The organism is Phocaeicola sp. HCN-6420, from assembly GCF_037890145.1.
In the GTDB taxonomy this organism is placed as follows: Bacteria; Bacteroidota; Bacteroidia; order Bacteroidales; family Bacteroidaceae; genus Phocaeicola.
Genome location: NZ_JBBKBJ010000001.1, coordinates 44,674 through 64,411 on the forward strand (window position 1 = coordinate 44,674; position 19,738 = coordinate 64,411).

General features: G+C 40.8%; 16 protein-coding genes. 8 read left to right on the forward strand and 8 right to left on the reverse strand.

What is annotated here, in order from left to right; translation table 11 throughout:
- Window positions 1-164: 164 nt before the first annotated feature.
- From WKT12_RS00210 to WKT12_RS00235, 6 genes are all read right to left on the reverse strand, one after another.
- Window positions 165-866 (reverse strand): ABC transporter ATP-binding protein, encoded by a 702-nt coding sequence (locus WKT12_RS00210; protein WP_340318438.1) that lies wholly within the window; start codon window positions 864-866, stop codon window positions 165-167.
- 17 nt (window positions 867-883) lie between these two features.
- Window positions 884-2,368, reverse strand: a complete 1,485-nt coding sequence (locus tag WKT12_RS00215; protein ID WP_340318439.1) for a DUF5687 family protein — start codon at window positions 2,366-2,368, stop codon at window positions 884-886.
- A 20-nt stretch (window positions 2,369-2,388) separates the two neighbouring features.
- Window positions 2,389-5,205 (reverse strand): M16 family metallopeptidase, encoded by a 2,817-nt coding sequence (locus WKT12_RS00220; protein WP_340318440.1) that lies wholly within the window; start codon window positions 5,203-5,205, stop codon window positions 2,389-2,391.
- 33 nt (window positions 5,206-5,238) lie between these two features.
- Window positions 5,239-6,186, reverse strand: a complete 948-nt coding sequence (gene trxB / locus WKT12_RS00225) for a thioredoxin-disulfide reductase (RefSeq protein ID WP_021970951.1) — start codon at window positions 6,184-6,186, stop codon at window positions 5,239-5,241.
- A 177-nt stretch (window positions 6,187-6,363) separates the two neighbouring features.
- Entirely contained in the window at window positions 6,364-6,972 is a 609-nt protein-coding gene (locus WKT12_RS00230) for a LolA-like putative outer membrane lipoprotein chaperone (RefSeq protein ID WP_340318441.1), read from the reverse strand.
- Window positions 6,973-6,985: 13 nt separating this feature from the next.
- Complete coding sequence (locus WKT12_RS00235; protein WP_340318442.1) at window positions 6,986-9,526, reverse strand: FtsK/SpoIIIE family DNA translocase; 2,541 nt, start codon at window positions 9,524-9,526, stop codon at window positions 6,986-6,988.
- A 130-nt stretch (window positions 9,527-9,656) separates the two neighbouring features.
- Between WKT12_RS00235 and WKT12_RS00240 the strand changes: the two genes are divergently transcribed.
- The 3 genes from WKT12_RS00240 to WKT12_RS00250 are packed head-to-tail and all read left to right on the forward strand — an operon-like array spanning window position 9,657 to window position 12,174.
- Complete coding sequence (locus WKT12_RS00240; RefSeq protein ID WP_340318443.1) at window positions 9,657-10,316, forward strand: DUF5063 domain-containing protein; 660 nt, start codon at window positions 9,657-9,659, stop codon at window positions 10,314-10,316.
- 23 nt (window positions 10,317-10,339) lie between these two features.
- Window positions 10,340-10,972 carry a 3'-5' exonuclease gene (locus WKT12_RS00245; protein WP_021970955.1) on the forward strand — a complete coding sequence of 211 codons (633 nt, stop codon included), beginning with the start codon at window positions 10,340-10,342 and terminating at the stop codon, window positions 10,970-10,972.
- 14 nt (window positions 10,973-10,986) lie between these two features.
- Complete coding sequence (locus tag WKT12_RS00250) at window positions 10,987-12,174, forward strand: class I SAM-dependent rRNA methyltransferase (protein ID WP_021970956.1); 1,188 nt, start codon at window positions 10,987-10,989, stop codon at window positions 12,172-12,174.
- A gap of 100 nt (window positions 12,175-12,274) precedes the next feature.
- Here WKT12_RS00250 and WKT12_RS00255 read toward each other — a convergent pair whose 3' ends face one another.
- Together WKT12_RS00255 and WKT12_RS00260 are read right to left on the reverse strand one after the other, a co-directional pair.
- Window positions 12,275-13,147: a helix-turn-helix domain-containing protein gene (locus WKT12_RS00255; protein WP_340318444.1), complete on the reverse strand. Its 873-nt coding sequence runs from the start codon at window positions 13,145-13,147 to the stop codon at window positions 12,275-12,277.
- Window positions 13,148-13,168: 21 nt separating this feature from the next.
- Window positions 13,169-14,080 (reverse strand): helix-turn-helix domain-containing protein, encoded by a 912-nt coding sequence (locus WKT12_RS00260; protein ID WP_340318445.1) that lies wholly within the window; start codon window positions 14,078-14,080, stop codon window positions 13,169-13,171.
- Between the two features lie 220 nt (window positions 14,081-14,300).
- Between WKT12_RS00260 and WKT12_RS00265 the strand changes: the two genes are divergently transcribed.
- The 5 genes from WKT12_RS00265 to WKT12_RS00285 all read left to right on the forward strand — a co-directional run bounded on the left by WKT12_RS00265 (window position 14,301) and on the right by WKT12_RS00285 (window position 19,687).
- Window positions 14,301-14,840: a flavodoxin family protein gene (locus WKT12_RS00265; protein WP_340318446.1), complete on the forward strand. Its 540-nt coding sequence runs from the start codon at window positions 14,301-14,303 to the stop codon at window positions 14,838-14,840.
- Between the two features lie 57 nt (window positions 14,841-14,897).
- Window positions 14,898-15,872, forward strand: a complete 975-nt coding sequence (locus tag WKT12_RS00270; protein WP_445323105.1) for an alpha/beta hydrolase — start codon at window positions 14,898-14,900, stop codon at window positions 15,870-15,872.
- Window positions 15,873-16,031: 159 nt separating this feature from the next.
- A complete protein-coding gene (locus tag WKT12_RS00275; protein WP_340318448.1) occupies window positions 16,032-17,348 on the forward strand; it encodes a DEAD/DEAH box helicase in 1,317 nt (438 codons plus the stop codon).
- 252 nt (window positions 17,349-17,600) lie between these two features.
- Window positions 17,601-18,671 carry a 3-phosphoserine/phosphohydroxythreonine transaminase gene (serC, locus tag WKT12_RS00280; protein ID WP_021970962.1) on the forward strand — a complete coding sequence of 357 codons (1,071 nt, stop codon included), beginning with the start codon at window positions 17,601-17,603 and terminating at the stop codon, window positions 18,669-18,671.
- Between the two features lie 92 nt (window positions 18,672-18,763).
- The gene (locus WKT12_RS00285) at window positions 18,764-19,687 is read left to right on the forward strand and encodes an NAD(P)-dependent oxidoreductase (protein WP_340318449.1); all 924 of its coding nucleotides are present in this window, start codon (window positions 18,764-18,766) and stop codon (window positions 19,685-19,687) included.
- Window positions 19,688-19,738 lie beyond the last annotated feature (51 nt).

Here is a 19,738-nt window from a genome sequence, read left to right on the forward strand (position 1 = left end):
ACAAATATACAATAATCGGAGTAAATGAGAATGTATTTGACCGAACTGTGTGGGGATTTTTTGTTTATTTAAAAGGTTGCGGATGCTTATTTTAACGGGATTTAAAACTAAAAGCGTAACGGTGACGTGGGGACTGTCTGGTTACGCTTTTAGTTGGGGGAGAGTTATACAGCGAAATAGGTTTCCAATTCGCTGCCGGCACTGCCATCGGCATTATTTAAATCTCGTATCAGCTTGCCGTGTTCCAAAAGTGCAATGCGGGTGCTGATGTCTATGGTGTGATTCAGGTTATGGCTGGATACGAGAATGGTTGTTCCGGTGGATTGGTTGTATGTTACCAGCAGTTGCTTTAAAGCTGATTGGGAGCTTGGGTCAAGAAAGTTGAATGGTTCATCTAATATAATCAGCTTCGGATTATTCAGCAAAGCTGCGAGTATGCCGACTTTCTGCTTGTTGCCGGCTGAAAGATTGCGAATCAGTTTTTTCTGTCCTAAGATTTCTCCATTCATGAATCGTTCGTAGGCTGTCAGTCGTTCGTCAACGGTCTGACGATTGAGATTGCACATGCGTCCTACAAAATAGAAATATTCTTCGGGTGTCAGGTAATCTATCAGAAAACTTTCGTCCAAATAGGCTCCTGTAATTTCTTTCCATAGTTCGCTGCTGCTGACTTCGATTTCTCCGATACGGACGGAACCTTCATCGGCTTTCAGCAAGTCGAGCATCAGTCGGAACAGAGTAGTTTTTCCGGCTCCGTTGTTTCCTACCAGTCCGATGATTTCTCCGCTGTGGATGGTGTATTGTTCTATGTCGAGGACTACTTTGCTGCCGTAGGCCTTCTTGAGTTGGTTTATTGTTATGTCCATAATATTCTTTTTCTACATTAACGTGTGTTTCTGAATCCTTCCATGTTCTGGTATTTCCGTTTCATCAGTCGGATATAGATGTTTTGTATCCAGTACCGATGGGTAATGAATCCCAGCAAACCCAGTACGATGAGTGTAATGTAAGCAGTTGTTTCGTCGAGAAACAAGGTGAGTGCTTTGTTGATTAGAAGCGGAAGGCCGAAGGCGCATGTTATAATGAGCATTTGGTACATGTTGCTACCTCGCTGTTTGCCTATGGCACTGGTATTGAGTGGGGCAGTCTTGTCGTTGTAGACGGTCATTTGCATCATCATGGGGAATATGGCTCCCATTGTAAAGCACAGATAAGCTATCGACATGAGCAGAGGAATGGTGTCCATGTATACTGGTATGAGAATGAATAAGAAGGGAACAATCAGAAAGATGCATTGCAGATAGTACTTGGCTCGCAGCATATTGTAGAGGCTTTCCTTCCGGACCATCAGTCCGTCGATGTAGTTGCCTTCGAATGTCATAATACGGCTCAGTGTCATCAGTCCCAGTATGCAGTAGCAATACAGGCAGATGAAATTGTTCATGTAGCTGTTGTCGCCGTATACATTGCCGGCAAGAGCAATTGTGAACATACACATGATGAAAAAGAAGCCCCAGAACTGGCTGCGGGGTGCTTTGTTGCGGAGCAGCATTTTTAATTCCAGACGTAGGTATTCTCCTACATTACCATAGCGGTCGAGAAAGCTGTAACTACTGATGTGCTTGATTTTGACGTCTTCTGTTCGCGCAAGCTCTTTGTAGATGAGGTGTTGTTGTACCCGGTAGTTTATGTAGATAAGCAGACCGATGAGTACGATGACTCCGAGGAAAGCCAGCGGATTCCAGAGAATAAAGCCTTCTCCCCAGTTCATCGTCAGAGTGCTGACAAGTCCTGTTTCCGGCAGAAATTCCAATAACGCTAATATACCGTATACAAGAATACTCCAAAACAGGTGAATGAACTTATCTCGCTTGAGTACGCAGATCAGCATGCTCCAATAGCTGTTCATGACAATCATGAGCCAGATACCCAGAAGGTATCCCACTACACCGGTCAGCCCGTAAAAGCGTGTAATGCTTATCAGGGCAAAGGGTATAAACAAAAATAGCCAGAAGAGATTGATGGAACGAAATAGGTTCTCGGCCAGAAAAGCAAGTATGACTCTTTGCTTAGGAACCGGCAGCAAGAGATAAGGTTTAATTTCCTGTACAGGAGTGGGAAGCATGAAGCGTATCAGAAAGTCGAGGAACAGGATAATGATCAATCCTTGGTTGAGAATGTGGTAAGGTTCCATGCCAGGAAAGCTCTCTTGAAAAGCAGAGGGCAGCATAGCCCCTATAAATAGGAGATATGCTGCCCAGAATGCTATTCCGCAATACATGAAAACCTTTGCAAAACGGTTCTTTTCGAACATCGGACTTCGCCGTGCGGCAAGTTTCCGGTTTTTACGTATTTCGACGAAGAGCATAATTCATCAGGTTTGGAGTGTTACTTCGTATCGCCTGAAGTCATGCTTACTTCGATGCGGTTGTCTTGTGAGAAGAAATCTTTAGCAAATTGCTGAAGATCGGCCGATGTAATTTGATTTACAGTGTCGGCATATTTGGTTGCCATATCTGTATTTTCCCAGAAGTAGCTGTATAGGATATTCATCCAGTAACCGTTTTCTTTTTGGTTAGCTTCATAATTCTTCAGCATATATTCTTTTACTTTCTTCAGGTTTTCTGCTTTCGGACCGTTAGCAATAAAGTCATTGATGCCTTTGTCGATCAAACCGCTCATCTTTGCGCGTTTTTCCGGATTAGTATCGAACGAGATTTGAAGAGTGGCTTCTGCTTTCGGGTACAAGCTGATGTCGCCTGATACACCTACTCCGTAAGATGCTCCTTCATCTTCACGAACAGTTTCTGTGTACTCCATGGTCAGCAGCTGAGAAAGCATGCTCATCATTAACTGGTTTTTCAGCGTGTATTCGCATTCACCGCTTCTGATAATACATACAGTAGCTTTCTGAGTCTGTAAATCTCTATGGAATACATTTTTGTGTTCACCCTTGCGGATGTCCAGATTTACATCACGGAAATCTTCTTTACGATTGATAGAAGGAAGAGAACCGAGGTATTTTTCGATAAGCGGAGTGGCAGTAGCCTGATCGATGTTACCTACGAAAATGAATGTAAAGTCGCTTGCATCTTTGAAGCGGTCTTTATACATATCCATAATCTTCTGGTAGTCGGTTTTGTCGACCATATCAGCTTTGATACGTAATACACGAGGATTGTCACCATATAATTCTTTTCTCAAGGTATCACTCAAAGCAACATTCGGGTTGACTTCCATATTAGCAAGCTGTGCTTTCAGACGACTCTTGTATGATTCGAATGCTGTAGAATCCATACGTGGGGCTGTAAAGCTGAGGTAAGTCAACTGCAACATTGTTTCCAGATCTTTGGGTGAGCATTTACCTGATACTGATTCTGTCAGTGTATTGACTGAAGCAGAAGCTGAGGCTACTTTTCCTGATAATACTTTCTGTAAGTCGACTACATTGAAGTTGCCCAAACCTCCCAGACCAGCAACGTCATTGATTTGTTTGAACTGCAAGGCATCTTTTTCATCGAACAGTGAAGTACCACCACGGCTGAATGAAGACATTCTGATTTCGTCTGCTTTGAAGTTAGTTGATTTCAGAATAACACGTACACCATTGTTCAGTGTAAGGATAGTCGATTCGAACGGGCCTTTTTCAGTCTTGATTACCTTACCTCCTGCAGGAGTTTCTTTCATCAAAGGTTCATTAGAAACTTTGTCGACATATGGTTCCAGTTTTTCAGCCTTTACGTCGGCAAGTACCTTTTTTATGTCATTTTCTGTAGGAAGTTTTACTTCCGGTTTGTCGGGACAGAATAAAGTTACGACTGTATTACTGTCGGTAACCAGCGATTTCAGCAATTGATTTACATTGTCGAGAGGAATATTCGGCACAATCTGTGTCATGAGTGCATATTCGTCTTCAATGCTTGGAATAGGATCGCCGTTGATGAAGTTTGATACATACTGGCTTACAAACTGATTGCTCTTCATCTTGTCGCGTTCATTGTAAGCATTTTCTATAGCACGCAGGTAGTCGGCTTTCATTCGGTTATATTCACCTTCTGTAAATCCGAACTGACGTGCACGTTCTATTTCACGCATCAAAGCAGACAGCCCTGTTGTGATTCCGTCGTCTTTACAGATAGCTACACCTACAAATGCTTTCTTTGTCTTGGCAAGAACAAAATCATTGTCTTCTACTCCGGCATTGATGAATGGAGGAGTGGCGGTTTGGGTAAGTTCCTGAAGACGGGTGTTCAGCATGCTTGAGATAGCGCCGGTCATGTAGTTGTATACCAGATAGCCGACAGTATTCTTCATTTCTTCGGGGAACGGGTCGTGCTTATGGTATACATATACTTGATTAATTTGCTGCTCCTTATCCTTAGCAATAGCAATAATTGGTTCCTTGTTGTCGGGAACGGGGAAATATTTGCGTTCTGCTACATCTTTCGGCATTTTGATTGGGCCAAATATTTTCTTGATTTTGGCTTCAATCTGGTCTACATCAATATCGCCGACAACAATCACTCCCTGCAAATCGGGACGATACCACTTTTCGTAATAATCGCGCAGGTCTTGATAAGGGAAGTTGTCTATGATATCCATTGAGCCGATAGGAAGGCGGTAGGCATATTTACTTCCTGCAAACATTTTAGGGAATATGGTGTCGTACATACGCATCATAGCACCAGTACGTGTACGCCATTCTTCATGTATAACGCCACGTTCCTTATCTATTTCTTTCGGATCAAGAGTCAGGTCATCGGCCCAGTCGTGTAAAATCAGTAAACAAGAATCGATGATACCGTCACGGATAACTGGTACGTTGTCGATATTATATACTGTTTCATCGATAGCAGTATAGGCATTTAAGTTGGTACCGAATTTCACGCCAATAGATTCCAAGTATTCGCGTAAAGCATTCCCGGGAAAATTGGTTGTACCATTAAAGCACATGTGTTCCAAAAAGTGAGCCAGACCACGCTGGTTGTCTTCTTCCAAGATAGAACCTACTTTTTGGGCAATGTAGAAGTCGGCTTGCTTTTCTGGTAGCGCATTGTGGCGAATGTAATAAGTTAAACCGTTATCTAATTTACCAATACGAACATTCGGATCGGTTGGGAGAGGAGGCATCTGTTGTGCACAGACTGTAACGGTTCCTCCTATCAGGATGATAGCGGCAAATGTTTTTTTTATGAAACTTCTCATAATTAAATATGTATTTTAGTTAACTTCTATAGTTTAGAGTAAACCTTTGGCAGACAGATAACGTTCTGCCTCAATTGCTGCCTTGCAACCACTACCGGCTGCGGTGATAGCCTGACGATAATGTGGATCGGCTACATCACCTGCTGCAAATACACCTGGAACGCCTGTTCGCGGTGAGTTTCCTTCTGTAATGATATAGCCTGTTTCGTCTGTTTTAACCCATGGCTTGAAGATGGCAGAATTTGGCTGGTGACCGATAGCCAGGAAGAAACCGTCGATAGCTATGTCGTAACGTTCTTCGTCTGCTTCACCCATTCGCTTTACAACGTGCATGCCTTCTACGCCATCTGTACCATAAAGTCCAACAGCATTATGCTCAAATAATACTTTAATGTTCGGATGATTCAATACACGTTCCTGCATAATTTTGGATGCGCGTAAGAACGGCTTACGAACTACCAGATATACTTGGCGAGCAAGTCCTGCCAGATAGATGGCTTCTTCGCAAGCTGTATCACCTCCACCTACTACGGCAACGACCTTTTTGCGGTAGAAGAATCCGTCGCATGTTGCACATGCACTGACACCCATACCGGCATATTTCTTTTCATCTTCCAATCCCAGATATTTGGCTGTTGCTCCTGTAGAGATAATAACCGTATCTGCTGTAATTTCTTTTTCGTCATCAATCATGAAATGGTATGGAGCCTGGCTTAAGTCTGCCTTCGTTACGATGCCGTTGCGAATGTCTGTACCAAAACGTTCTGCCTGTTTGCGCAAATCGTCCATCAGTACAGGACCTGTTACGCCTTCCGGGTAACCGGGAAAGTTTTCAACTTCTGTAGTGATCGTAAGTTGTCCACCTGGTTGGATTCCTTCGTAGAGGACAGGAGAAAGATTGGCACGACTGGTGTAAATGGCCGCTGTGTATCCGGCTGGTCCTGATCCGATGATCAGACATTTTACATGTTCTGTTGTCATATTAAAATTGAGAAATTAAAAAAATTATATATTCATTTTTATTAATTGAACAAAGATACTTCTTTTTTCGTTTGGATAGACGTTTTTGACAGCAAACTAAGCTATAAAGAAACATTTTTTACGAAAGAAGCCCCGTCGGACTTTCGGCGGGGCTTCTTTATCGTTTCTTTAGTGGATTTATCGCATATCTATAATTTCTGCATTGGGATATTTTTTTGCATCGAAACGGAAATTAGTAATGTTTAGGTTACGATGTGTTTGATAGGAGGTTATATTGAAATCCTGTATATTTCCGTTGGATAGTTGAACACCAATGTATATCGGTTCATAGTTGGTTGATATGGAAAGTGTAATTGATTTGATTTCTCCTTTTTGTCGTGGGGTAAGAACTATTTCTTGTCCTTGTTTCCCGTTACGTGTTTTGGTTCCTGTGTAGCGATAGTTAAACAGGGTTTTATACGATGTTATCAAAGCATATGGGTTGACGCTTTGTAATTCTTCTGTGGAGGGATTGGATACAGTTACTTCCTCATTTTGTTGGGCATAACTCCACTGGGTTTTCCCATCGAACCAACTTTTTATTCCGGCGCAGTCAAGATAGAAGCAAGATCCTTTTAGTAGGAGTGTCCCCTTTTGTGTCCCTCCAAAAGTAAGGGCTATGCCTCCAGCCTTTTGATAGGCTGCTGCTGTTTTATCCAGTATGGCTTGGGCTTTTGTGTCCTTTTGTCCAAACACAACCGATACACATGTCGTAAATACCAGTATAAAGAAATAAATACGTTTCATAGTTGTTGTTTTATTAGTTCTTTAAATTACTCATACGCATATCCAGGTCATTTTCATCCATGCAGAGGACATCGCGTGCTTTACTTCCGTTAGCAGGTCCTACAATACCTGCACGTTCCAGTTGGTCCATGATTCTTCCGGCGCGATTGTAACCTATGGAGAATTTGCGCTGGATAAGTGAGGTTGAACCCTGCTGATGATAAATGACCAGTCGTGCAGCTTCTTCAAACAAGGGGTCCAGTCTGTTCATGTCCACATCTGCGGCAGCACTGCTTTCTGCATTTTCATCTACATATTCAGGTAATAAGAAAGCTGTAGGGTAGCCCTGTTGACGGCTGATGTATGCAGCTATTTTTTCTACTTCTGGAGTATCGACAAAAGCACATTGTACACGTACTGGGTCATTGCCTTGCAGATAAAGCATATCACCTTTTCCTATTAACTGCTGTGCACCCGGTCGGTCAAGAATAGTACGGGAGTCCATCATTGATGCTACACGGAAAGCAACACGAGCCGGGAAGTTGGCTTTAATAGTACCAGTTATGATGTTGGTTGTCGGACGCTGGGTTGCGATTATGGCATGTATACCTACAGCACGTGCTAACTGGGCTATACGGCAAATAGGTAATTCTACTTCCTTTCCAGCTGTCATAATCAAATCGCCGAACTCATCGATAATGATGACAATATATGGCATGAAACGGTGTCCGTTTTCCGGGTTCAACTGTCTATTGATAAATTTGGCGTTGTATTCTTTTATATTACGGCAGCCTGCCTTACGTAATAGATCATAACGAGTATCCATTTCCACACACAGTGAGTTGAGGGTCTGGACTACTTTTGTTACATCGGTGATGATAGCATCGGATGCATCGGGTAACTTTGCCAGAAAATGTTTCTCGATAGGTGCGTAGATGGCGAACTCAACTTTCTTCGGGTCGATAATGACAAATTTCAGTTCACTGGGGTGCTTCTTGTAAAGCAGTGAAGTTACGATGGCATTCAATCCTACAGATTTACCCTGTCCGGTAGCACCTGCTACCAGCATATGTGGTGCTTTAGTAAGATCTACCATAAAGACTTCGTTGGTAATAGTCTTTCCTAAGGCAACGGGTAGGTCGAAGGTTGTTTCCTGGAACTTCTTGCTTGCCAGAATGGAACTCATCGGTACGATACGAGGATTTGCATTCGGTACTTCGATACCGATTGTTCCTTTACCTGGGATGGGGGCTATAATACGAATACCCAACGCCGAGAGGCTAAGAGCAATATCGTCTTCCAGATTACGTATTTTAGAGATGCGCACTCCTTCGGCTGGAGTTATTTCATAAAGAGTAATGGTAGGACCTACACTTGCCTTGATAGAACTTATTTCAATGCCAAAGCTACGCAATACTTGGATAATACGGTTTTTGTTGGCATTTTGCTCTTCCATATCAATAGTAGGCTCATGGTCTCCGTATGAGTTAAGTAAGTCCAGCGTAGGAAATTTATAATGTTCCAAATCCAGACGAGGATTGTAAGGCTGATTTATATTGCCCTGATATTCTTCATCTTCTTCTTTGTGTTCGGTGTTTATTTCAAAGGCTGGTTCATTATCTTCAATTTCTTCTTCGATATCGGATAATGGTTCAGAAACAGGAATTGTTTCTTTAATCGGTGTGGATTTTACATTTTCCGTCTGGTGAGGAAGAGATTTTTCTATCGGGTCAAGTTCAATTTCTACCGGCTGAGGATCTTTATATTGTTCTGGTTCTGCTTGAATAGGTTTTTCTTTTTCCTCTTCTTCTTGAGTTCCTTTTTCTTCAGAAACCGTTTCTGCTTTTTGTTCCTCCACCTCTTCTTTATCCGCTTTTTCGTCTTCGGTTGTCACTACTTTATTATCTTTATTGTTGTCGTTCCCCTCTTGACTCGTTTTGTTTCGTTTGGGGAGAGATGGATGGAGGGCTTTACGTACTACATCGATTGTACCTTTAGTGAAAAATATACCGATGAATATACCTGTCACTAACAGGAGGAGAACAAGACCGGATGCTCCTACCTGAGAGCAAATCCATCTGCTGGCATTGTAACCATGCAATCCTCCCGGGTAAAGAAATGAGTCTTCAAATGAGCCGCCGAATGCAAAGCCTAATGTTATGGAGAACCAGATCATCAGTGCCGTACAAGAAACGAACCATTTCCACAAAGTAAATTCGTATGCTTTCATCAGCTTCATTCCAGCAACGATTAAAAAGATTATGATGAAATATGCAGGAATACCAAAACAATCATTGATAAGAAACTGGGATAATTGGGCTCCCCGTGCTCCTGCATAGTTTTGTATGCGGTTGCCTGTCTCCAGTAATTCCCCTGGATCTGGATGCGACAGAATACTTTGATCGTTTCCTCCTGTAAAGAAGAAGGAACTGAATGCTAACAGCATGTACACGCCAAAGATGACGCATAGCAGGCCAATAATGAAATGGATGGTTTCGCCTTTGATGGCTGTCACTACTTTGTTGGGTATGCCAAACTTCCCTTCACTGGGCTTGTTATCTGTTTTTTTCTTCATGATTCTTATTCAATGTTCAAATTTGAACGCAAATGTACGAATATTTTTTGAACCCGTCAGTTGCCTCTGCTTATAATAAATTGTGGAGAATTATTTTTTTTCGTACCTTTGTCGCGAAATTCGTTTAATTATGGAAAAGAGTAATACCCCGATTATATTTGATAAAAATACCGTAGAATTTGTGACTGTTGCGGCAGAATTTTGTGGTTTTCTGGAGCGCGTTACTGAAACAAAACGGCGTACCTTTGTCGATAAGGTGCTTAAATTGCTGCCTTTGTTGTATTTAAAGGCTTCTTTATTGCCGGAGGGCGAGCGTATTGATGAGTTTGACCCTGAAACTTTTGTGACGGAGGGAGATTACGAACGTATTCGTGCCGGAGTAGCGGCACTGATGGGAGCAAAAGATGATTATCTGGACGTGTTCCTGGATGACATGGCTTATAGTGACACTCCTATCAAGCAGAATATTTCCGAAAATTTGGCAGATATTTATCAGCCCTTAAAGGATTTCATTTGTGTATATCAGTTAGGATTTGATCAGACCATGAATGATGCGTTGGTAATCTGCCGTGAACATTTTGCTGAATTTTGGGGACAACGTTTGGTGAATGCCATGCGTGCATTGCATGATGTGAAATACAGCAAACATCCCGATGATGAAGATGAAATGGACGACGAAGATGAAAATATGGCTTCTCCGTTTGATGCTGATGCCGGATATAGTGAGGACGATTTATACGAGGGACTGGAGGCTGGTGAAGATGATGGCTCAGGAGATCGTTGGGAGTGATTTACATGAGGAAAAATAAATGCATGGTTGTATTACATAATAAAATATCAAAACAGGATGTAGCTACGTTACCCAAAGTAAGTTTCGAGGGACGTATCTTCGTTATTAATACGGAAGCTGATGCCCGTAAAGCTGTCGATTATCTGAATACTCATTCTATTGTGGGGGTGGATACAGAAACACGTCCTTCGTTTCGTAAAGGAACAACGCATAAAGTCGCTTTATTACAGATTGCGACTCATGATACGTGTTTTTTGTTTCGGTTGAATCGTTTGGGCTTACCTGATTTTCTGGAAGAGTTTTTACAGAATGATGTTTTGAAAGTAGGTCTTTCACTGAAGGATGATTTTGCAATGCTTCGTAAGCGGAATACCAAAGATCCTCGAACAGGAAATTGGATTGAACTACAAGATTATGTTCCTCGCTTTGGTATAGAAGAAAAGAGCTTGCAGAAGATATATGCGCTGTTGTTTGGAAAGAAAATTTCAAAGACTCAACGTTTGTCGAACTGGGAGGCAGAGGTTCTGACTGAAGCCCAGCAAGCTTATGCAGCAACCGATGCGTGGGCCTGTGTGGAAATTTATAATTATTTGGACGATTTGCGTAGTACAGGATGTTATGAAATCGTGAAAATAGTGGAAATAGAAAATAACTAATTAAGATAATAAACGTGTCGTATAAAAAAGTATATCTGAAACCCGGTAAGGAAGAATCGTTGAAACGCTTTCATCCGTGGGTGTTTTCGGGTGCTATTGCTCGTGTAGAAGGTGAGCCCGAAGAAGGAGAAATAGTAGATGTGTATACATCGAAAAAAGAGTTTATCGCATGTGGTCATTTCCAGATTGGAAGTATTGCTGTGCGTGTATTATCGTTTGTGCAGGAAACGATTGATCATGCTTTCTGGGTGCGTAAGCTTAGTGTGGCAAAGGATTTGCGCGTGGCTTTGGGGTTGATAGGTAATCCACAGAACAATACATATCGTTTGGTACATGGTGAAGGTGACAATTTGCCGGGACTGATAATTGATGTATATGACCATACGGCTGTGATGCAGGCTCATTCGGCCGGTATGCATGTATATCGCATGGAAATAGCAGATGCCTTGTCGGAGGTTATGGGCGATGTTATCCAGAATATTTATTATAAATCGGAAACTACATTACCGTTTAAAGCTGATTTGCTTTCTACGGAAAATGGATTTATTAAGGGAGGTAGTCCGGAAAATGTGGCTATGGAGAATGGCTTGAAATTCCATGTGGACTGGCTGAAAGGACAGAAAACCGGTTTCTTTGTGGACCAACGTGAGAACCGTCATCTGTTGGAACGATATGCAAAGGGACGAAATGTTCTGAATATGTTTTGCTATACAGGTGGATTCTCTTTCTATGCCATGCGAGGGGGAGCCAATCTGGTACATTCTGTTGATAGTTCGGCTAAAGCTATCGATCTGACCAATGAAAATGTTGAGCTGAATTTTCCAGGAGATCCTCGTCATAAAGCTTATGCTGAGGATGCATTTAAGTTCCTCGATCGTATGGGTGACCAGTATGATTTGATTATTCTTGATCCTCCTGCTTTTGCCAAACATCGTGATGCCTTACGTAATGCGTTAAGAGGATATACGAAGTTGAATGCAAAAGCTTTTGAGAAAATCCGTCCCGGAGGTATATTGTTTACATTCTCTTGTTCACAGGTCGTAAATAAGGAAAATTTCCGTAATGCTGTATTTACGGCAGCAGCTCAGAGTGGACGAAGTGTACGTATACTTCATCAGTTAACGCAACCGGGAGATCATCCCGTAAATATTTATCATCCGGAAGGTGAGTATCTGAAGGGATTAGTACTTTATGTAGAGTAATTACAGTCGTTTAATTGATATATGACGGGTATGGATTTAACAGCTTTTAGTATTGAAATCCATACCCGTTTGTTATTGTTGTTACTCTTTAGTTATGGGACTATTTGTATTCGATTGGTGATGTGCCCATTATTTTCTTAAATATCAGATTAAAATATCCTATATTGGAATAGCCTAATTGGCAAGCAATAGAATACGGGGTATCCTTTCCTTTCAATAACATTTTTCGGGCTGTTTCCAGACGCTTAAATTGGAAGTATTCTTGAAATGTATTGCCGGTTTCAAATTTGATCAAGTCGTTGAAATAGGCAGTAGACAAACCTAAGTTCTCTGCGCATAGTTCAGACGTAGGCAGTGTACCCTCACGTAATTTCCCGGAATCAATATATTGATTAAGGAATCTTTCCATCTTTTCGAATATGATTTTGTTCTTGTTTTCCCGAGTGATGAATTGTCGTTCATAATACCGGGTACAATAATCAAGTAATAACTCAATGTGATGTGACAAGATTGTACTGCTATAGGTGTCGATAGTGTGCCGTAATTCGTCTTCTATATTTTCGAGGCAGCATATTATTTTAGTCGTTTCTCGTTGTGAGAGGTGTAAGGCCTCTTCTTTATGGTAAGCAAAAAAAGTATAGTTCTTGATATGGTTCTTTAACGAAGTTCGGAACAATAAGTCGGGATGAAATGCAAGCAGATAACCTTTATCGGGAAGGGGGTGGCTTTTACTCATGCGGAATATTTCTCCGGGAGCAAGAAAAACCATTGTAGCGTTGGAATAGTCATAATGTTTTCGTCCGCAACAACAGTCGTCCGGGCATTCTTCTATTAGAAGGACTGCATAAAATTCGAACTTCACAGTATCTTGTTTCAGATTGGGATTAGCGAGATTGATAATACTTACCTGAGGGTGTAATGTCTTGCATCCCAAACAATGGTTACATTCATATACTGTTTTGAAATCTAACATTGTTGCTTTCATTAGGTATTTTTATGTATGTCTGTTATTTTGCGTACGATACTCGTTTGGAGTACATCCTACTCGTTTCTTGAACAGACGACACAAGTGCTGAGGGTATTGGAATCCTAATGAATAGGCAACCTGACTGACGGTTTCTTCCGAATCGGAGATGCGCTCTTTAGCCAGTTCTATAAGTTTCTCTTGAATGTATTCTTGTGGGTTTTTCCCTGTTTCTTTTTTCAGCATGTCACCAAAATAATTGGGTGAAAGGCATAACTTGTCCGCAAAATATTTAACAGTTGGTAGTCCGTTCTGTTCTGCAAGCGTACCCTCAAAATATTCATTGAGGAGTTTCTCAAAGCGTGTCAGTGCATCACTGTTGATTCTACTTCTGGTCGTGAATTGTCGTTCGTAGAATCTCATACAGTAGTTTAGTAGTAGCTCAATATGATTCACTAATAGTACTTTACTGTGTTTATCAATGCCATATTCCAGTTCCATTCGGATTATTTTCAATAAATCTTCTATGATATATCTTTCTTCAGCCGATAGATGCAGTGCTTCGTTTACTTCATAAGAAAAGAATGTATATTTTTTTATGTTTTTGCCGAGTGCTGTTCCCCGTAGCAAATCTGGATGGAAAAGAATTCCAAGTACATTTAGTTGTATACGCTCTGTGTTCAATGTCGTTTCTGTAGTCTGACCAGGAGCGAAGCAAACAACAGTTCCTTCTTGATAGTCATAAGTTTGGCGTCCGTATTTAATGTCGCATGCTTTTTCCATTTTCAGATACAAAGCATAAACGCCGTAATTCCAGTGGGTGCAGGTCATTTTACGGGTAGCTTTGTTCAGGTCGATGACGCTGACTAATGGATTTAATGTTTCGAGCCCATATAGTTGGTTGTATAAATCTACACTATTTAAATTGAGAATCTTATCCATAAGGCGATAGTTATTTCAAGACAAAGATAGGATAAAGTTTATACATCTGTATAACCCCAATTACAGATTGTATAACCGATGTTACAGATTTAAATCTACTTTAAAATGGAATAAAATGATTCCGTAATTCAGGTTATAACATCTGTAATTTATCTACAGGGCAGTTACTCTTTTCTTCTGAAATTTGCCTTGTTGAAAAATAGAAACTAATAATGATAATATGGCTAAAAAGATTTTGATTTTATCATCTAGTCCGCGTCGTGGTGGAAATTCTGATACTCTTTGTGATGAATTTATGCGTGGCGTAGTGAAAAGTGGAAATACTGCAGAAAAGATTTTTTTGCGCGATAAAACAATCCATCCTTGTTTAGGCTGTAGTGTTTGTAGTCTATACAAAAAACCTTGTCCGCAGAGTGATGATGCAGCTGGAATAATCGATAAGATGCTGGAAGCTGATGTGATTGTTATGGCTACTCCTGTTTACTTTTATGCAATGAGTGCACAGATGAAAACATTGATAGACCGTTGTTGTGGTTCTTATATTGAAATGAAAAATAAAGAATTTTATTTCATTGCGACGGCGGCCGAAGATGATAAGACGATTATGGATAGGGTTGTCGATAATTTTATGGGTTTCTTAGATTGTCTGGAGAACCCGGTTGTAAAAGGCACTTTGTTTTGCGGTGGGGTGTGGCATGTAGGAGAAATAAAAGGCAAACCTGTCTTGGATGAAGCTTATAAGATGGGGATGAATGTATAATGAATCAATTATGTAGCGATGAAAGAAAAAATAATATATATAGTTTGTTTTATATCTATGATTATGAATACACTTTATGCACACGAGAATGAGAAAACTTTTCCGTTAAGTGATAAGGTAACGGTGGAAAGTGTTCGTTTTAAAAATCGTTTTGGCATTACATTGGCTGCCGATTTGTATAAGCCTAAACAGGTTGAGGGTAAACTCCCGGCGATAGCAGTTAGTGGTCCTTTTGGGGCGGTGAAGGAGCAGTCATCAGGACTATATGCTCAGACCATGGCTGAGCGAGGATTCTTGGCTATAGCCTTTGATCCTTCTTATACAGGGGAAAGTAGTGGGGAACCTCGTTATGTTGCTTCTCCTGATATTAATACAGAAGATTTTTCAGCGGCAGTTGATTTTCTCTCTATTCGCGATGATGTGGATCCTGAACGGATTGGAATTATTGGAATTTGTGGCTGGGGAGGAATGGCTCTTAATGCTGCTGCCATAGATACTCGCATTAAGGCTACTGTGACTGTAACCATGTATGACATGAGCAGGGTTAATGCCAACGGATATTTTGATTCGATGGATGAAAATACTCGATATGAACTTCGTAAGAAGTTAAATGCGCAGCGTACTATTGATGCACGAAATGGCTCGTATGCACGTGCCGGTGGTGTGGTTGACCCTCTGCCGAGTGATGCTCCTCAGTTTGTGAAAGATTATTATGATTATTATAAAACGAAACGAGGTTATCATAAACGTTCTCTCAATTCGAATGGCGGCTGGAATATTACTTCGGCACTTTCGTTTATCAATACCCCTTTGCTGACTTATAGTAGTGAGATTCGTAGTGCGGTATTGATGATTCACGGAGAAAAAGCGCATTCCAGATATTTTAGTGAAGATGCTTTCAAAAAATTGAAAGGTGACAACAAGGAGTTGATGATTATTCCTGGAGCAAGTCATGTCGATTTGTACGATAATCAGGCAGGGGTTATTCCTTACGACAAGATAGAACGATTCTTTTTTGAATATTTAAAATAAGGAATACCATTCGGGGCAGACGGCTATTTTTCTGTATTAAGGATAAACGTTTTTACTTCATCTTACAGTCTGCCCCTGCTTTATTTCTTTGACTGAAATGCTGAGAATATCATGAGTTCTATTTATATTTGCGTATAACTTAATTAAAATCCTGCTTTTATGAATATACAGACTATACTTGCAAATTTAAAAATAGAACAATTGAATGCCATGCAGCAAGTGGCCATTGATACTTACCGTGAAGGATGTGATTTGATTCTTTTATCCCCAACAGGGTCAGGTAAGACATTGGCCTATTTGTTGCCTCTTGTTTCATCATTAAAGTCTGAGGTAGAAGGAGTGCAGGCTGTAATATTGGTTCCTTCTCGAGAGTTGGCATTACAGATAGAGCAGGTGTTCAAGTCGATGAATACGGGATTTACTATTATGAGTTGTTATGGAGGGCGACCGGCTATGGATGAACATCGTACAATGAAAGGAATTCGTCCATCGGTAATAGTAGGAACTCCGGGTCGTATGAATGATCATCTTGAAAAGCTGAACTTTGATGCTGCTGTCGTTAATCTGCTGGTGATTGACGAATTCGATAAATGTCTTGAGTTTGGTTTTCAGGAAGAGATGGCAGCAGTAATAGGTAAATTACCTAATTTGCGTCGACGTTTTCTGCTTTCTGCTACCGATACTGAGGAAATACCTCGTTTTACGGGGTTGAACCGTACAATAAAGCTGAACTTTCTCAATCCGGATGGAGGTGTTTCTGAACGCTTACGTTTGTATAAAGTGATCTCTCCGGTAAAAGATAAGCTGGAAACTCTTTATAGATTATTATGCTGTTTAGGTAATCAATCCACATTGGTCTTTTGCAATCATCGTGAGAGTGTTGAACGGGTAGGAAATTATTTACATTCCATGAAAGTGTATTGTGAAACTTTCCATGGAGGAATGGAACAAGATGATAGAGAGCGTGCGCTATACAAGTTCCGAAATGGCAGTTGCCATATTTTCATCTCAACCGATCTGGCTGCCCGTGGACTGGATATCCCGGATATAAAAAATGTTATTCACTATCATCTTCCTGTTGCAGAAGATGGATTTGTACACCGCAATGGACGTACTGCCCGATGGGAGGCCAATGGTAGTGCTTATGTCATACTTTACGCTGAAGAGCAATTACCTTCTTATATAAAGGAAGATCCTGAGGAATATATATTACCGGCTATTACTCCTAAACCGGTGCAGCCCGATTTTGTTACCTTATATATAGGTAAAGGGAAAAAAGATAAAATAAATAAAATCGATATTGTCGGCTTCCTGTCTAAGAAAGGAAATTTAGGAAAGGAGGACATAGGTCGTGTAGATGTAAAAGATCATTATGCTTTTGCTGCGGTTTTACGCTCTAAATACAAACAAGTGTTAAAACTTGTGCAAAATGAAAAGATTAAGGGGGTAAAAGCTTTGATAGAACTGGCTAAATGATAACTTTGTGATAGTGTTACCTGCGATTATATAAAAAATCTCTCAAAATGCTATGGCTATAGTTCAGACGGAAAGTCATAGAGCCTATCTCATGTGTCAATATGTAAATTAAAACGGTTTGTTTTGTGTAATTTGTTATGAAAAGGCTTTTATAGGTATAAAAATATTACGAAATCCTTTGGAAGTCTAAAAATAATAGCTATATTCGCAAATGTAAGAACGAATCAATGTTTAACCAAAACAAACTTCCAAATGAAAAAACATAATTTTAATGCGGGACCTTCGATATTGCCTCGCGAAGTGATCGAAAAAACAGCTCAGGCTATTCTTGACTATAATGGTTCGGGACTTTCGTTGATGGAAATCAGTCACCGCGCTAAAGACTTTCAGCCGGTGGTAGACGAGGCTGTTGCCTTGTTTAAAGAACTTTTGAATATTCCTGAAGGATATTCAGTACTTTTCCTGGGTGGAGGAGCAAGCATGGAGTTCTGTATGGTTCCCTATAATTTCCTTGAAAAGAAGGCTGCATATCTCAATACTGGTACATGGGCGAAAAAAGCATTGAAAGAGGCAAAGGCATTCGGAGAAACTGTCGAAGTTGCTTCTTCCGAAAAAGATGGATATACCTATATCCCGAAGAATTATACTGTACCGGCTGACGTGGATTATTTCCATATCACGACCAATAATACGATTTATGGTACTGAACTCCATGCCGATCCGGATGTAGATGTTCCGATGGTAGCTGATATGTCATCCGATATATTCTCCCGTCCGGTGGATGTTTCAAAATATATATGTATTTATGGTGGCGCACAGAAAAATCTGGCTCCGGCAGGTGTTACGTTTGTTATCGTAAAGAATGATGCTTTGGGCAAGGTTTCTCGCTATATTCCTACCATGCTGAATTATCAGACTCATGTAGATAAAGGTTCAATGTTTAATACTCCTCCTGTTGTTCCTATTTATGCAGCTTTGCAGACTTTGCGCTGGCTGAAAGCTCAGGGTGGAGTGGAAGAAATGCAGCGTCGGGCTAAACAGCGTGCCGATATGCTGTATGCCGAAATTGATCGCAATAAATTGTTCCGTGGTACTGTTACAGTCAAAGAAGACCGTTCGTATATGAACATCTGCTTCGTTATGGCTGATGAGTATAAAGATCTGGAAGCTGATTTCTTGAAATTTGCGACAGAAAAGGGAATGGTGGGTATTAAAGGTCATCGTTCTGTTGGTGGATTCCGTGCTTCTTGCTACAATGCTTTGCCGATAGAGAGTGTTCAGGCATTGATTGACTGCATGCAGGAATTTGAAAAAATGCATTAATTAACAAGTTTGTTATAGAAGGCACACAGACCTGCACGGATAGACGGTGTGCGGGACTGTGTGCCATTTTTATTATATTAAATCTGATAGTTATGAAAGTTTTAGTAGCAACAGAAAAACCGTTTGCAAAAATAGCTGTCGACGGTATCCGTAAGGAAGTTGAAGCAGCTGGTTATGAATTGGCTTTGCTTGAAAAATATACTGAAAAGGCTCAGCTCCTTGAGGCTGTAAAAGATGTCAATGCCATTATTATTCGTAGTGATATTATTGATAGGGAAGTATTAGATGCTGCTCCTGAACTGAAGATTGTCGTTCGTGCAGGTGCTGGTTACGATAATGTTGATCTGGAGGCTGCTACAGCTCATGGCGTTTGTGTTATGAATACGCCGGGACAAAATTCCAATGCTGTGGCTGAACTGGCTTTTGGCTTGATGATTATGGCTGTACGTAATTTCTATGATGGAAAGGCTGGTACAGAATTGAAAGGTAAAAAGTTGGGTATACATGCTTATGGCAATGTAGGCCGTAATGTTGCTCGTATAGCAAAAGGTATCGGCATGGAAATCTATGCTTATGATGCATATTGCCCGAAAGAAGCAATGTTAGCCGATGGCATTAAACCTGTAGATTCTGCCGAAGAATTGTATACGCAATGTAATGTAGTTTCTTTACATATTCCGGCTACTGCTGAAACGAAAAATTCAATCAATTATGATCTGATAAACCGTATGCCGAAAAATGGTTTGCTGGTCAATACTGCCCGTAAAGAAGTTATTAATGAAGATGATTTGATTCGCTTGATGAATGATCGTCCGGATTTGAAATATGTGACTGATATTATGCCGGTTCGTCACGAAGAATTTTCTGCCAGATTCCCAGGACGCTATTTCTCAACTCCTAAGAAGATGGGTGCTCAGACTGCTGAAGCTAATATTAATGCTGGTATTGCTGCTGCACGTCAGATTGTCGGATTCCTGAAAGATGGATGCGAGAAGTATCGCGTAAATAAGAAGTGAGAAAAATCAATGATGCATAGATGAAAATGACGGTGTGTGAAATGCTTGTAT

Bases quoted from the DNA above. Each gene is read 5' to 3' on its own strand.
- WKT12_RS00255 (WP_340318444.1), bottom strand. From the start codon at position 13,147: ATGTTAGATTTCAAAACAGTATATGAATGTAACCATTGTTTGGGATGC.
- WKT12_RS00285 (WP_340318449.1), top strand. From the start codon at position 18,764: ATGAAAGTTTTAGTAGCAACAGAAAAACCGTTTGCAAAAATAGCTGTC.
- WKT12_RS00230 (WP_340318441.1), bottom strand. From the start codon at position 6,972: ATGAAACGTATTTATTTCTTTATACTGGTATTTACGACATGTGTATCG.
- WKT12_RS00245 (WP_021970955.1), top strand. From the start codon at position 10,340: ATGGTTGTATTACATAATAAAATATCAAAACAGGATGTAGCTACGTTA.
- WKT12_RS00220 (WP_340318440.1), bottom strand. From the start codon at position 5,205: ATGAGAAGTTTCATAAAAAAAACATTTGCCGCTATCATCCTGATAGGA.
- WKT12_RS00270 (WP_445323105.1), top strand. From the start codon at position 14,898: ATGATTATGAATACACTTTATGCACACGAGAATGAGAAAACTTTTCCG.
- WKT12_RS00210 (WP_340318438.1), bottom strand. From the start codon at position 866: ATGGACATAACAATAAACCAACTCAAGAAGGCCTACGGCAGCAAAGTA.
- WKT12_RS00240 (WP_340318443.1), top strand. From the start codon at position 9,657: ATGGAAAAGAGTAATACCCCGATTATATTTGATAAAAATACCGTAGAA.
- WKT12_RS00235 (WP_340318442.1), bottom strand. From the start codon at position 9,526: ATGAAGAAAAAAACAGATAACAAGCCCAGTGAAGGGAAGTTTGGCATA.
- WKT12_RS00265 (WP_340318446.1), top strand. From the start codon at position 14,301: ATGGCTAAAAAGATTTTGATTTTATCATCTAGTCCGCGTCGTGGTGGA.
- WKT12_RS00215 (WP_340318439.1), bottom strand. From the start codon at position 2,368: ATGCTCTTCGTCGAAATACGTAAAAACCGGAAACTTGCCGCACGGCGA.
- WKT12_RS00260 (WP_340318445.1), bottom strand. From the start codon at position 14,080: ATGGATAAGATTCTCAATTTAAATAGTGTAGATTTATACAACCAACTA.
- trxB (WP_021970951.1), bottom strand. From the start codon at position 6,186: ATGACAACAGAACATGTAAAATGTCTGATCATCGGATCAGGACCAGCC.
- serC (WP_021970962.1), top strand. From the start codon at position 17,601: ATGAAAAAACATAATTTTAATGCGGGACCTTCGATATTGCCTCGCGAA.
- WKT12_RS00275 (WP_340318448.1), top strand. From the start codon at position 16,032: ATGAATATACAGACTATACTTGCAAATTTAAAAATAGAACAATTGAAT.